General features: G+C 56.4%; 7 protein-coding genes and 1 tRNA gene. 1 reads left to right on the top strand and 7 read right to left on the bottom strand.

Annotated elements, in window-relative coordinates:
• Positions 1-46: 46 nt before the first annotated feature.
• The 6 genes from treY to VFQ24_16010 form a co-directional block, all read right to left on the bottom strand.
• A complete protein-coding gene (gene treY / locus VFQ24_15985; GenBank protein ID HET9179855.1) occupies positions 47-2,953 on the bottom strand; it encodes a malto-oligosyltrehalose synthase in 2,907 nt (968 codons plus the stop codon).
• 5 nt (positions 2,954-2,958) lie between these two features.
• Entirely contained in the window at positions 2,959-5,388 is a 2,430-nt protein-coding gene (locus VFQ24_15990; protein HET9179856.1) for a DUF3536 domain-containing protein, read from the bottom strand.
• A gap of 17 nt (positions 5,389-5,405) precedes the next feature.
• Complete coding sequence (treZ, locus tag VFQ24_15995) at positions 5,406-7,238, bottom strand: malto-oligosyltrehalose trehalohydrolase (protein HET9179857.1); 1,833 nt, start codon at positions 7,236-7,238, stop codon at positions 5,406-5,408.
• 5 nt (positions 7,239-7,243) lie between these two features.
• Complete coding sequence (gene glgB, locus VFQ24_16000) at positions 7,244-9,208, bottom strand: 1,4-alpha-glucan branching protein GlgB (GenBank protein ID HET9179858.1); 1,965 nt, start codon at positions 9,206-9,208, stop codon at positions 7,244-7,246.
• A complete protein-coding gene (gene malQ, locus VFQ24_16005; protein ID HET9179859.1) occupies positions 9,208-11,340 on the bottom strand; it encodes a 4-alpha-glucanotransferase in 2,133 nt (710 codons plus the stop codon). Before malQ ends, glgB begins: the two co-directional genes overlap by 1 nt.
• A 62-nt stretch (positions 11,341-11,402) precedes the next feature.
• A complete protein-coding gene (locus VFQ24_16010; protein ID HET9179860.1) occupies positions 11,403-13,421 on the bottom strand; it encodes an alpha-1,4-glucan--maltose-1-phosphate maltosyltransferase in 2,019 nt (672 codons plus the stop codon).
• Positions 13,422-13,907: 486 nt separating this feature from the next.
• On the opposite strand from VFQ24_16010, the gene VFQ24_16015 reads away from it, so the two are divergent.
• Positions 13,908-13,997 (top strand) — tRNA-Ser (locus VFQ24_16015).
• 480 nt (positions 13,998-14,477) lie between these two features.
• On the opposite strand, the gene VFQ24_16020 is transcribed toward VFQ24_16015, so the two are convergent.
• Positions 14,478-15,141 (bottom strand): right-handed parallel beta-helix repeat-containing protein (locus VFQ24_16020; protein ID HET9179861.1); only part of this gene is annotated, 664 nt, incomplete at its 5' end.

Here is a 15,141-nt window from a genome sequence, read left to right on the forward strand (position 1 = left end):
ATAAGCTTTCACCTGAAAACAGGTCCGCACGGGCAGGCTATTGTCCTTATCGCGCCGGACTTTTCTCCGGTTCAGGTTCCAGCATGACGGACGGGAACCTGTCGAGCATTCCACTGAGCGGCAGCTCGATTTGGCCGTCGCGGCCGCGCCTGGCACACACGCTGCTGCGCGTAAAGATGTTTCTCCACCGGAGTGGGCATTCACTCGGCAGGATAATCCTCAGCGCCGGCCAGTTTGCCCTCGGCAACAAGGACTTTCGTCTGCGGAGCGCGCCCGCAACAAGGCGGGGCACGGCAACCATCACCCAATCCTTCCGGCGGCGGCGCCCGAACGCCACCACCGAATCCCGCCTCTGCCCAACACCTTCCAGCGGGATGTATTCACCGGCCGCGAAGAGTTCTTTGTGGGCAAGCCGGAAATTCAAAGCTTTGCGAATCAGATAAAGCTTGATCCTCCCATCCTGCCAATTCGTGACCAGGTCCTTCAACAGCTCATCCGGAGCATTCGCCTCTCGAGATCTGATCTCGTCCATCATCCTGACCCTCTTCTCAAAGTCGACCGGCCGCCGATTGTCGGGATCGGCCAGACTGAACTCCCACAACTCAGTTCCCTGGTAAAAATCCGGAACGCCTGGCGACGTGATCTTCAGGAGGGTCTGCGAAAGAGCATTCAGACAACCGTAGAACGCGATGGCATTGCGTAATTCATGGAAGTCCTCCATGAACCTGCTGCGGCTGCCGGGAACCACGGAGCTCCGTATGAATTGTTCGACAGCTTTTTCGTATTCCACATCAGGATTAATCCAACTGGTGTGGGTCTTGGCTTCGCGCAGGGCCTTCTCCATGAAGGAGACCACTCGATCCAGGAACGCCGGTTCCTCTGCGCGGTCAAGCGGCCACGCGCCCAGCAGGGTCTGGTACAACAGGGACTCTTCGTTATTGTCCGGAACGCGCTTGCCATCGTATTCCGGCTTGTGCGGCTGATTCCATTTGCTCCATCGGTGCAAGCGAGGCAGCCACACCCGGTCAATTTCAGAAAGCACGTTGATGCGCGCCCGCACATCTTCGTTTCGCTTTGTGTCATGCGTCGAGGTTGAATTCATCGTGTGCGGCCAACGGGCAAGCCGGGCCTGGTTAAAGCCGTGAAAAGCCGGAACATCATCAGGCAGCTTTTCGCGCAACGAGTCTCCGCCCACTTCGTTCAGGGAAATCAGAGAGCTGTAAACATACGACGCGGTATCTTCCAATCCTTTTGCCATCACGGGGCTGGTGAACTGCTGCCATCGCATGACAAACTGAAGCCACGGCTTTCGCTGGTCCCGGGCGTAAGACTGTGGGTCAAGAAACAGAATCCGGCGCAAGAAATCCCAGGCGGCGCCGCTGACCTCCTCGGGGGAAGTCCGGCGCCGGGCCGTCTCCAGGGTCCATTCAAGGTAGGAGCGATCGTGATCGCTGATGAAGAAACTCCTGATATACGTCCTGTACACGGGAAGGCACGCAGTAACCTCCACAAACGCCCGGACGAGTTCAGGGAGCGGGACATCTCTGGCATGGCGGTCCTGCGACGCCAGCCTTGCCAGTGAATGGGCAAAGGATGCCAGTTCGCCGGCAAAAAGCTGGAAAATCACCTGCTTGTTTCGCGTATAACAGACATCGGCATAGCTGAGATGGAATCCCGTAAAGCGGTGGAAGTCCTTCTCGATGCGGCTGAGTCCGGTCGGGTCCACGAACAAACCGTTCACGGCGTTCAGAAAGTCGTAGCCGGTTGACCCTGCCACGGGCCAATCCTCTGGCAGCGGTTCATCCCGCCCGAGGATTTTCTCAACAATCAGGTAGCGGTGCACCGGGTTGCGGCTCTCCTCTCTCGCTGCGGTTGCGTCTCGCAAGCGTTCCAGATAACGGGTCGGATCGAGAAGACCGTCCACGTGGTCTACGCGGAGACCGATCCCTTCCTCCTTCCTGGCAAGTTCAACGATCAGGCGGTGCCGGTCATCAAACACTCGGTGGTCCTCCACCCTCAATCCCACCAGCTCATTGATGTCAAAAAAACGCCGGTAATTGATTTCTTCCGCGGCCATCTTCCAGTCGGCCAACCGATAGGCTTGCATAGACAGAAGTCGGTCCAGCGGCTCGAAGCTGCTTGCCTCGCCGGAAGTACCATTAAAAAATCGGAGGGTCTCGTCCAGGCAGCGCTTCACGCCCGGTGAATGGCGGTAGAGGTCCCACAAGCGGTCCTTGATCCATTTGTGGGTCTCGCGGCGGTACTTGATCCGCTCCTGAGCCGAGCCTTTCGACTCCGGCAGCCCCTCGACCGCATCCAGCACGCGGGAGACCTCATCCGCCAGAGAAGAATCGAACTCTTTCGCCGTGCGGATGTCGTCCAGGCAGCGTTCCAGAATCACGCGGTAAGTGCTGGGATTCAGTGGAAAGCGGCGCTCGTAATAGCGGACATAAAATCCATTTTCGTCCAGCTTCAGGGTCAGTTCCTGGTTTTCGAGCACCTTCCCGTACAGGTGGCCAAGAACCGGAATCAAGACTTTATTGTCTTGTAGAAACAGACCCTTACCCGTTGCCGGATGCCAGTCAATATCAAAGTACCGGGCAAATTCGGATGTCGCGCCGTTCTCAAGCACGTCCCGCCACCACGGATTCTCCGAGCTCGCCACCATGTGATTGGGAACGATATCCAGGAGCAGCCCCATCCCGTAATTCTTCAGCTTGAGGATCAGGTCATAAAGTTCCTCTTCGGTCCCGAGTTCAGAATTGATGCGGTGAGGATCAGCCACGTCATATCCATGCGAGCTCCCCTTCCCCGCCTTGAAACGCGGCGAAGCATACAGGTGGGTGATGCCCAGATCGTGCAGGTAGGGAACCAGGTCCTTTGCGTCGCTGAACCTGAAATTCAGGTTGAACTGAATCCGATAGGTCGCTGCTGGAACGGCCAGCAATCGCATTATGTCTAACCCACGTAAACACTCAGTTTTGTACCCAGAGCAAGAAAAGACTCAAGCCACTCCTGGGCCGCCCTATCACCCGCGGCAGCCTGCGTCCTGGCTTCCTCATATCGCCGCTGCAGAATTTCGTAGAAAACATTTTGCGGCTGCCAAAGCACCACTTTGAACGGCAACATCCCGGCAATCTCGACCGCCGATCGAAAGGCCTGAAGCCGCTGGATATCATCCGGAGCGTCAAAAGACGCTGCTGCGAGTCGTTCCAGGTTCCGCCGTATGGCGATTTCCAGCGGCGCCTCGTCCCATGGGACGCCGGCCCGCCGCATCTCATCGAGCAGCGCGCGGACCTGATCCGCGTCCAGATTCTCAGACTCGAGAAGCCGCCTCAACTCGGAGTTAAGAGTAAACTCTGCGGCAATTCGAAAATGGCTTGGCTGGGCCATTCCGAGCGATGTGACAAAATGCATCAACGGGGCCTCACCTTCGTAAATCCCGCGATATGCAGCCTCGGCGTCCACCAGAGCAGACTGCAGAATAAGCTTGAGAATACGTTGTTGCTGGTCGCGAAACAGCAGCTTGAGGGTGTAGGTCCCGGAACCGAAATGCTGGTCGACAGTCCTAAGTCTCTCGGCAAGATCTCCCCGCTCGAAACTGTCGCTGATCTCGTTTACCATCCCCTCATATTGATTTTCATCAAGAAATTTCCTGACACCGCCGCTCACGTTGTGGTCACCAAGATGTAGGACCCCGAAACTGACTTGTGACATTTCCCTCGTGATATCCGAGGTGATCTGAGCCCGGCCGAGCGCCAGCCGCGTTTTCCCTTCGTTCAGAACTTTGTAGTCCTGGCGGTCAACCGCATAGCAATAGATTCTTGTCTCGTGGTTGAAAGGCTCGAACAGCGAGCTTACAGCATAGTGGGCGCCCACCTTCAGCAGATCGATGGCGGACGGACGGACGAACTTTTCAAAAATCACTCTGCCATTCTCGTGTTCCGGAATATTGCTCACGGCCTTCTCAAGCAGATCGAGAAAGCTGGCTTCAAAACGCTTTGAGAAGATCTCTTCGGCTAACTGGAGCGCGCGTGCCGCGTATTGAATCACCTGGACCGTTTCGATGCCGGACAGTTCGTCGAAAAACCACCCACAGCTTGTGTACATCAGCATCAGGTGCCGCTGCAGTTCCATCAGCTTGAGGGCCCCGACACTCTTCTCCGCATTGAGAGGGCCGTCGCCATATTTATCCAGGAAGCACTGAACGCTCTCCTGCGAGCGGTCCAAAATGACGTCAATATAGCCATTGCGTGCCGCCCAGGGGTCCTTGAAGAACTCTTTCCCCTTCCTTCCAAAGGATGTGTTGATGGTGTCACGCAGCCAGTCCAGGGCTTCCCGAAGGGGCGCCCGCCACTTCTGGTTCCACCCTTCGTGCCCACCGGTGTTGCAGCCACAATCACTTCTCCATCGCTCCACTCCGTGAGGACAACTCCAGGAGCTCTTATCGAATATCCGCGCTTCGTGGACTGGCGGGTGCAGTTCCAGAAATTCGCCGTAGTTCGTCAGTTTGAAGGACTCCTGTGTACCAATGAAGTTCAAGGCGTAGGCAAGCGCCATGTCGCCGTAAGCGTGGTGATGTCCATAGGTCTCCCCGTCCGTTGCAATGTGGACCAACTGAGGCCCTTCGCGCTCGTCTGAAAAGGCACCGAGCAGCCGGTCTGCCAGCCGTTCGCCACTCGCGAGCAACCCTTCAAAAGCAACCGCTTGGGAAATCGGCCCGTCGTAGAAGAACACATTAATCGATCGGCCGTAGCGAAGCCGCACGCGATAGGCAACCGAAGGGTCCACGCGGCCTCCGCTCACGTCTCGCCAGTTGCGAGCGCCGATTGCCCGCGTTCGGCGTGCCTGGTACGGTGAAAGCACCGTGTACTGGATGCCCTGCTGTGCCAGCACGTCCAGGGTTTCCAAGTCAACCGCAGTTTCGGGCAACCACATCCCCTCCGGCTGCCGTCTGAAGCGGTGTTCAAAGTCCCGGATTCCCCAGATAACCTGGGTCTCCTTGTCCCTCCTGTTCGCCAGCGGCATAATCATGTGGTTATATGCCTGGGCCATGGCCGATCCGTGACCCGAGTAATATTTCTGACTGTCCTGGTCGGCTGACAGAACGGCCCGATACACATACGGAGCGTTCGTCGCCAGCCACATCAACAGAGTCGGACCAAAGTTGAAGCTGATCCTTGAATAGTTGTTGACAATTTTCTGAATGCGCCCGTCTCCATCCAGGATCCGCGAGGAGGCATTTGGCCCGTAACATTCGGCTGAAATACGTTCGTTCCAGTCGTGATAGGGAAACGCCGAGTCCTGGATTTCAATGGCTTCCAGCCAGGGATTTTCGCGCGGTGGCTGGTAGAAATGTCCGTGGATACAAATGTACCTATCTGGCATGAGCTTGCTTCGTTCTGTCAGTTAGATTGGAAAAGGGCTATCGAGCTCGGGGCGATGGTGAGGGCGCCATTCCCGTCCGCTTCCAGCAGCTCTGGCCACAGGCTCCCACCGCCGTGCCACTGCTGCTCTGCAGAGTCCAGAATTTTGTTGAAACGAGCTTTCGGGAAAGGAAGCACCACAGCAACCGGTCCATCCGCGAAGCTGATAACGATTACAACCTGGCTTCCGGTTCGCCATCGTCTTAGCCAAAGGACCTTCTCTCTTTCAAACGCAATCGCCTCCATCTCCTCCCGGCAGGTCCCTGACAGCCCGGACATTTGTTTCCGCAACCGAATCAATTCTCGAACGAAAGCATAAAGTGTCTTATGGTTGCCCCGCGACTTTAAGGCGTGATTCAGCTTGCATTCCTGGAACGTCTGGTCGCTCTGCGGATCAGGAATCTGGCCCGCCCAATCGAACCCGGCAAATTCGTCCTGGCGCCCTTTTCGCACGACCTCGATTAGCTCCGGATCGGAATGGCTCACAAAATACCTGAAGGGAGCGTGCTCACCGTATTCCTCTCCCATAAAGAGCAGAGGAGTGAAAGGAGACAGCAGCACCGCGGATAGAGCCACCTTTAAGGCCTCGAATGAAATGATCTGGCTCAGACGCTCGCCCAGCAGTCTGTTGCCCACCTGGTCGTGATTCTGCGCAAACACGACGAACTTCTCCGGAGGAAGCCCTTTTGAAGAGTTTCCGTGCCGCCTTTCGCGGTAAACCGAATACTGTCCGGAATAAACAAAGCCTTCACGATAGGCCGCCGCGAGTTGTGCCACCGTTCCGAAATCACTGTAGTAGCCGTTCCGCTCAGAGGTCAGCAGAGTATGCAGCGCATGGTGGAAGTCGTCGCTCCACTGGGCGTCCAGGCCATATCCGCCCTCATCGGGGCCTCGAAGAAGCTTTGAATCGTTGCGGTCGCTTTCGGCGATCACGTGGATCTGGCGCTTGAGCTCTCGCGCCTGCCGATGGATTGCCACGCCGAGTTCTTCAAGAATCGGCCGGGCGGATGGGTCCACGATTGCATGGACCGCATCCAGCCTGAGCGCATCGATATGAAATTCTTTCGTCCAGTAAAGTGCGTTTTGGATGAAGAAACGGCGAACTTCGTCACTTTGCGGGCCATCGAAATTGATTGCCGGCCCCCAGGGGGTTCGATACCTGTCGGTGAAGTACGGCCCAAACTCAGCGAGGTAGTTACCTTCCGGCCCAAGATGGTTGTAAACCACGTCAAGAACCACGGCCAGGCCGCGCTGGTGGCAGGCTTCGACAAATGCCTTCAGCCCTGCTGGCCCTCCATAAGAATTCTGTACTGCGAACAGGAAGGTTCCATCATACCCCCAGTTCCTGCCGCCCGGGAACTGCGCGACGGGCATCAACTCGACGGCAGTGATGCCAAGCTCGCAGAGCCCGTCGAGGTGTGGAACGGCCGACTCAAATGTTCCGTGCTGAGTGTACGCGCCGACGTGGATTTCATAGATGATATAGTCGGCAAGATCGAGTCCGCTCCACCCCGTGTCGCTCCACTCGGACGACAGACTAACCACTTCCGAAGGTCCGTGCACGCCTTCCGGCTGATAGTGCGACGCTGGGTCAGCCCTTTCGGTTTTACCGTCAAGCCGCAAGAAGTAGCGCGTTCCGGGAACGACCCCTTCCGCAAGGACCCGGTGGTAACCGTGCTCGTGCCGTTCCATCCGGATAGTTCGATCAGTAGGGGCAACCACATGAAGTTCCACTATTCCGGCGCGGGGGGCCCACACCAGAAAATGACAACGACCTTCTCCAACATAGTGTGCGCCCAAGGGAAAACCCATCTGCGCTATCCCTCACTCTTGAAAAACAGTATTGAAAGCGCCGGAAGTACAACCGAAACCGACCACGGCCGCCCGTGGTGCGAGACCGGGCCCGCTTCCACTCCGCCCAGATTGCCCCAATTGCCCCCCCAATATTGGTCCGCGTCGCTGTTCGCGATTTCCTCCCAGTAGCCGCCGCGGGGCACGCCGATCCGGTAATTGGTGCGGGGCACAGGAGTGAAATTACACGCCACCAGGACCACGTCGTCCGTGGATTCGCCCCTTCGCATGAACGTCAGAACGGACTGGTCACTATCGCCGCAATCGACCCACTCAAACCCCGCAGGATTAGAATCGATTTCATAAAGCGCCGGCTCGCGGCGGTAAATATGATTCAGGTCCTCTACCCATTTTTGCAGCCCTGAATGGCTGGGATACTGGAGCACGTGCCATTCGAGGCTTTCATCATGGTTCCACTCTTTCACCTGCCCAAATTCCCCGCCCATAAAGAGCAATTTCTTTCCGGGCTGGCCGTACATGCACCCCAACAGCAGACGCAGGTTGGCGAACCGCTGCCACTCATCACCCGGCATTTTTCCAATCAGCGACCCTTTCCCGTGGACGACTTCGTCGTGCGATAGAGGAAGCACGAAATTCTCAGTGAAAGCATAAAGCATGCGGAAGGTCAGCGAGTTGTGATGGTACTTTCTGTAGATGGGCGGCTGCTTCATGTATTCCAGCATGTCGTGCATCCATCCCATGTCCCATTTCATTCCAAACCCCAGCCCGCCAACGTAGGTCGGGCGGGACACCATGGGCCAGGCAGTCGATTCCTCAGCGACCGTCTGCGTATCGGGATGCGCCTGGTAGACATCCGTATTAAATCGGCGCAGGAAGCCGATGGCGTCCAGATTTTCGCGCCCGCCATACTGGTTGGGAATCCATTCGCCTTCCTTTCGGGAGTAATCAAGATAGAGCATGGACGCGACGGCATCCACGCGCAACCCGTCCGCGTGGTAAACGTCCATCCACATCAGCGCGCTGCTCATCAGGAAACTCCGCACTTCGTTGCGCCCGTAGTTGAATATGTAGCTCCCCCAGTCGGGATGAAAACCCTGGCGGGGATCAGCATGTTCAAAAAGGTGGGTGCCATCAAAGTAGGCGAGTCCGTGCTCATCTGTCGGGAAGTGCGATGGCACCCAATCGAGATAAACACCGATCCCGTGCTGGTGCAGGCAGTCGATCAGATACATGAAGTCTTGTGGCGTTCCGTAGCGGCTGGTAGGAGCGAAATAACCGGTCGTCTGGTAACCCCACGATCCACTGAACGGGTGTTCCATGATCGGCAGGAATTCCACGTGGGTGAAGCCCGTCCGCAGCACGTAATCCGTCAGCTTCTTGGCCAGTTCACGATAGCTCAGCGGACGATTGCCCTCTTCCGGCACACGGGCCCAGGAACCCAGATGCACTTCATAGATCGATTGCGGGCCCTTTAGGGAATTGCGCTGGTATCGCTTTGCCATCCACTCACGGTCCCCCCATTCGTACTGAAGGTCCCAGACCTGGGAAGCCGTGGCGGGCGGCACCTGGCTGCGGATGGCAAACGGGTCCGCTTTGTCAACGCGATAAGCATGGTATCGGGAGGCAATGTGATACTTATACAATTCACCCCTCCCGAGCCCAGGGATAAAACCTTCCCAGATCCCTGATTGGCCCCGCGAACTGAGAGGATGTCTATCTTTGTCCCAGCCATTGAAATCTCCAATGACCGATACGTATTCGGCATTCGGGGCCCACACGGCAAAATGCACGCCTTCCTGTCCATCAACGTTTCGCAAATGCGCACCAAGCTTTTGATAGAGCCGGTAGTGTGACCCTTCGTTGAAAAGATAAATGTCGTCTTCAGACAGCGCTAAAACGTCGTGGCGCACGGGAGAAACCTCGCCTGCCGCCTGGCCTGCCTGGATCGGACTATTCTCGGGCGTAACCATCAAGCCTCCTTTCGGCGCCTCGCCTTATCAAGCGCCTCAAGCATTTCTCGAACCTCCGCCATTCCCGTTATCTGCTGCAGGCTGTATCTCGCCTTTCGTCTCCAGTTGGGACGTTCATCGCAGGTCCCGGGAACATTTTGCGGCTGCCTCTCGCACCATAAATCTTCAAGATTCACCATCACTGTCCTGTTGCGGCCCGTGCCCAAAAATTCCAGCAACGTCTTCAGGACCACAACCAGGGACGGATTGCTTCCCGTATGTCCACCCAAACCGAGAAATCTCACCAGCGCATGTCTCAGCTTACTCCGGTTATACATCTCCGTGGCAGCCCCCTCGCCATCGAGCAAACCAAGGTCCACACGGTCTTGAACATCCAGCCCTTCCCAAAATGCTGCAAACGGTGGCATGTCGTGCGTGTTAAGCGCAGCCACTGAGTCCACATGCGGGTCGGGCAACGGCCTCTTTACGTTCGGAGTCGCCTCAAACTGCATAACGTACGTCCGTTGGACCTTGTGCCGAGCGAGGGCAGGCCTGACGTAACCGGGAACCGTCCCCAGGTCCTCGCCCACAATCAGCGCCTGGTTCCTGACCGACTCCAGGGTGAGAATGGCGTACATCTCCTCGGCCGGATACCGGACGTAGACGCCGTCCCTGGGTTCACACCCCCGTGGTACCCAGAAGAGGCGGTGCAGGCCCATGACGTGATCGATGCGCAGAACACGAGCATGAGCAAGATGATGCTGAAGCGCCTTCCGAATATAAGCATAGCCGTGTTCGCGCATCTGCTCGGGGTGCATGGGCGGGAATCCCCAGCTTTGGCCTCTCGTGAAAAAACCGTCTGGGGGTGAGCCGACGCTGATGTCCAGAACAAAAGAAGCCCTCTCGCGCCACACATCATACCCGTCCGAACTGACGCCGAGCGGCAAATCCAGGTAGAGACCCGCACCCTTCGAGTCGCATCCTTTTGCAAAGCTCCTGATCTGCTCCTCCGCCAGCCACTGCGCGTAGAGGTGGTAACGCATGGCTTCGAGATCGTAGTCGCCGCTGCTCAACTTCCCTTCCCGCAAGCGATGTGGCCACGTCCACCAAGAGGAGCGGCGGCGGTCGCAGGTGGCGCGGAACTGCGCGTAATCCTTTAGGTCCGCATGCGCCTCAACGTACGCGAAAAGTTGCTGCTGCCGCACGGATGGGCTTGCAAAAATCGAGCGAACAAGATGTTCCAGCACCCTACGCTTCAAGGCCATCGCCTGGCGGTATTCAACAAGCGAGTGAGACTGCAACCCTTTCCGCGCCGCCTGGAACTCCGTGGACATCACGAAATTACGCGCCTCTTGGCTGTGCTCCATTTCCGGGACCCTGCTCATGTCCAGAAACAGCTCATTCCAGAAAAGACGGCTTACCGGAGAATACGGACTTGGATGAAATGGTTCGTCGAGGAACGATGCGAGCAAGGGCAGCGTGCCGACCAGGGAGCCTCCCCGCGCCTGAACCCATTCCATCAAAATTCGCAGATCTCCAAAATCACCAACGCCCCAGTCTGAATCCGACCGCAACGCATATACCGGGATGAACCCACCCCACAACTTCTGTGCAGGGCCCACAAAGGCTTCCCTTGGCGCGGAAATCACCAGCGTGCGGAAGAAGCACCTCCCGGCTTCAAACGACAACGTGTGATAACCAAAGGGCAGGCCAGCGGGTAGCGGCATATCCAGTTCCCAATAGGGATTGCCCTCCACGTTTACTCTCTTCGCGCGCAATGCTGCCTTGCTCTGCCCCGGCTTAATCTCCCAATGCCTTTCTTCGCCATTCTCCAACTTCAGAAGGCATCGCCATGAGCGCAGCGCCTTGCCAACCGGAAGCCTCAACTTGATGATGGCCCGACGGCCCTCCCACACCACTGCAACTGGCTCGGGACCTCGAAAGTAAATGTGCTGGCGGCGTTCTCTAAGAGCGCGCGCTGCCTCTTCCGGTCGCGTGACAGGCGCACCCAGCGAATGAAGGATGCTGATCAGCACATCCGATGAGGCCTGGCGCCGCCGACCGTCAAGAATATTTTGATATGACGCCTGAACCCCGTACGCTTCCGCCAGGTGGCGCAACAACCGCGTCGTTGTCATCTTTTTGACGTTCACAGGTTCCAATTCTGCTAGAGTCCAACGGAGTTCTTCATACTCACCCTTGCCAGCCTGAACCACTACCTGAAATAGTCAAAGTCCCGCCCGCTACGGACCCGCCGTTTTATTCGGAGGATGTGAGCAGGTATGGTGTGCGGATTCAACTCCACATAATTTCTGGCTCCCTGCCAAAGGTAGCGGCTATCAGTCAACAGGTCATGCACCTGAAAGGCCTGGTGAGGGTCGAATTCGAAGTCGTCGAGTGGCAGGTCCAGCCAGCCGGACTGTGTGTGGTGAGGGTCGAGATTCGCCACAACCAGTATGGAATCGGCAAGGTCTTCGGTTGTCTTGCTGTACGCGATGAGTTGCGGGTTGTCCGTTGAATGAAACCTCAGTCGTGCGTTGGTCTGAAGCGCAGAGTTGGCGCGCCGGATTTGATTGACTCGCGCTATTAAGGCTTTCAGGCTGTCCGCGCGCTCCAGGTCCCAGTTTCTAATTTCATATTTCTCTGAATCAAGATATTCCTCGCTGCCCGCCCGTAGCGGCCGGTTTTCGCAAAGTTCGAAAGCCGGACCATAGATACCGTAATTTGCGCCAAGAGTCGCCGCGAGGATCAGCCGGATCATAAAAGCGGGTCTGCCTCCCGACTGCAGGTAATCCGTGAGAATGTCGGGAGTGTTGGGCCACAAGTTGGGACGGAAATATTCATGCACTTCGCTGTGGGTCAGTTCCGTAAAGTACTGCTCCAGTTCCCACTTGGTATTGCGCCAGGCAAAGTAAGTGTAAGACTGCGTGAACCCCAGCTTCGCCAGGCGGTACATTACCTTGGGTCGGGTAAACGCCTCAGCCAGAAAAATAACGTCAGGATATTGCTTCTTGATTTCCCGGATAGACCACTCCCAGAATTCAAAGGGCTTGGTGTGGGGATTGTCCACGCGAAAAATGCGAACACCCAGATCAGCCCAGAATGCCATCACGTCTTTCAGCTCCTCCCATAACTCGCGCCAATTGGAATTCTCAAAATTGAGCGGATAAATGTCTTCATATTTTTTGGGCGGATTTTCCGCATACTGCACGGTTCTGTCCGGGCGCCAGCGAAACCATTCAGGGTGCTGCGCCACATAGGGGTGGTCCGGAGTGCATTGAAAGGCAATATCCGTGGCCAATTCCAGTCCGAACTCCCGAGCATCGCCGATGAGTTGCCGAAAATCCTCAAACGTCCCCAGCTGCGGATGAATGGATTTATGTCCGCCCTCCTCGGCCCCGATCGCCCAGGGACTGCCGACGTCCATAGCGGACGAGCCGGGAATGTTGTTCTTTCCTTTCCGGTTCTTCCTTCCGATTGGATGAATGGGAGGAAGATAAAGAACGTCAAAGCCCATCTCAGCGACGTAAGGCAACCTGTTGATGCAATCCCGGAAGGTACCGTGCCGGCCGGGTTCCGCCGAGCATGAACGGGGGAACATCTCGTACCACGCGCCGAATCCCGCTTTCTCGCGGTCAACTTCCACCCTCAATGTCTTCGCATAAGTTGAGGCCAGGGTACGATCAGGGCACATTGCCATTAGTCTCGCGAGATTTTCATCCTGCGCGATCGCGACAGCTTCAGAGAGTGTCTGCCCGTTCTGCTGCCGCATTCGAGATGCGAATTGTTGCAATTGATCTGGCACATCATTCGTTGCACGCCTGGCCGCCTCGTCCACAAGGCCAGCCCCGATCAGGATGTCGACCGAAACATCCTGGCCGGCCTCTACCTTCTTGAAAAACCCGCTTCGCCAGGACGCAAACCGATCGATCCACCCCCGCAGGGTATACTCATACTCACCCATTTCTAGCACAATAAAGCTGGCATGCCAGCGGTCATTTACCGTCGGGACCATCGGCGCTTCAAGCCAGGTGGTTTCACCGCGGCGTCGGAAATGGAGAGCTGCGGAAATCACATCATGCCCGTCTGTGAATATGTCGGCCGCCACAACAACGCTCTCGCCGACGACTCGCTTGATCGGAAAACGCCCATCGTCGATCTCCGGATAGACGTTTTCGATCACCACACGAGGAGGTGGATCACAAGCAAGACTGGATCTGTGTGATTCCGGCATTGGACTCACTTCCTCGCACCTGGAATTCACTGGGGAAGTTGATCGGAAGCTGCCATCAGCGCAGCACCCGTTTTTGGAAGATCGCTAATGCAGCAACCTCAGCGTGGTGGTGGCCTGAGGTTTCAATTGTCAGGCGACTTAGAGCCCGCAAAGCACTCTTATTCTACCCTGCCGATGCGACTCGATCAACCGCGGCCCTTTTGGTCGATTCCTTCAGAAGTTACTCAAATAAGTTGAATAATGTCCGTTGAGAGGCGCCGGGTACACAGTACATACGCGTTGTTTGCGCGTATGGAGAAGAGTTGCTATGGGTGAGTTCTCAAATTTTCAAACGCGGGCGGTCGCCCAGGGACATGAAAACAGGCGTGTTTTGAGCATTATCCCGTTCAGACGCCCATGGTCTCCGGCTGGTTGTTCAGTGGGATCAACGGGAGTTTCAGATTGACGGTATCTCAAAGTCTTTGTAACTTAAAAAGACTGGCTGAAGGAGGGATGGGTGAGCGGTTGAAACCGGCGGTCTTGAAAACCGTTAGCCCCGAAAGGGGCTCGGAGGTTCGAATCCTCTTCCCTCCGCCAACCCGCGATTGAGACCGCAGCCCCGCGACGCCGGGTGGGGTGCTTGCCTTACCACAGCACACCTTCGCAGATCTTTTCCACGTCGCGCTGAGAACCAGCACTTCCTGTTCTGAGACGAGCGAGCTTTCAGAAGCCGCGCAAATGCAATCTGATTCGCACCGATCACCAACTGCGGCGCTGAAGACGTGGCTTGAGGCTTGGCCACGTCTGTTTGGTATCACTCGCGCGATGCACAGGGACTCAAGTACGAAGGCCAACAGCCAATGCCCACCTACTGAGGATTACAAAACATGGTGACAAGATCGTTTGTAGCGCCGCCGTCCCGGCGGCAATTTTCAGGGCCGGTCCCGCTTGGCGGGACCGGCGCTACGGAAGTCCGTTACTCTATTATGCAATCCTCATCAGAATCCACAGCGCCTTCCGGCAGCTTCTGCATCAATCCAAAAGCACAACGCAGTCCAGGTCATAGCCGTGCGCCTCTCAGTGTTCGGCGGCATACGATAGCCACTGGTCAAATGTCCAGTCCTGATTGAGCCAGCAGAAATAAGTATAGGTGGAAAGTGCCAGGGTGAAGGTACTGTCTTTGAGGTGATTGCCCCAGCTTGTGAACACAGTGTTGTCGAGTTTTGAAGACTTGACAATTCCCTCCGCACGGCCGGTTTTCTGGATAACCGTGTTATCGTGGACGTAGAGATTCTTGAGATTATAAGTGGCGCCCGTCTTGGCATTGGTTCCGCGGTCCCCCTGAGTCCCTCCGATTCCGTTCATGCAGCCCTTCACCGTATTGCCGTAAACCTCCACGTTCTCGGAGTTTGACACCAGAATCCCGCCTCCGTACCAGAACGTGGTTCCGTCCGGTGAAAAGCCGTCGTCTTCAATCAGGTTGTTTCGAATGACCGCATGGTAGCTGATTTCCCAGTGGATGCCGCTGCCCATGTTTCGCGCCGTGTGGTTGTTCTCAAACACGAAATAGTCGCAGCCGATATCCCCGTGCAACCCCGGTCCCTTGTTGTCATGCACGTAGTTGCTGTCAAAGGTCACGTGCGTCGAATAGGAGCCGATCTTGGCCCCGCCGGCTTCCCAGTCATAAGAATAGCCGGCATAATTGTTCTGATAGATCTCATTGCCTTTTACCAGGATGTTA

The sequence above is a fragment of the Terriglobia bacterium genome, assembly GCA_035712365.1.
GTDB lineage: Bacteria > Acidobacteriota > Terriglobia > UBA7540 > UBA7540 > SCRD01.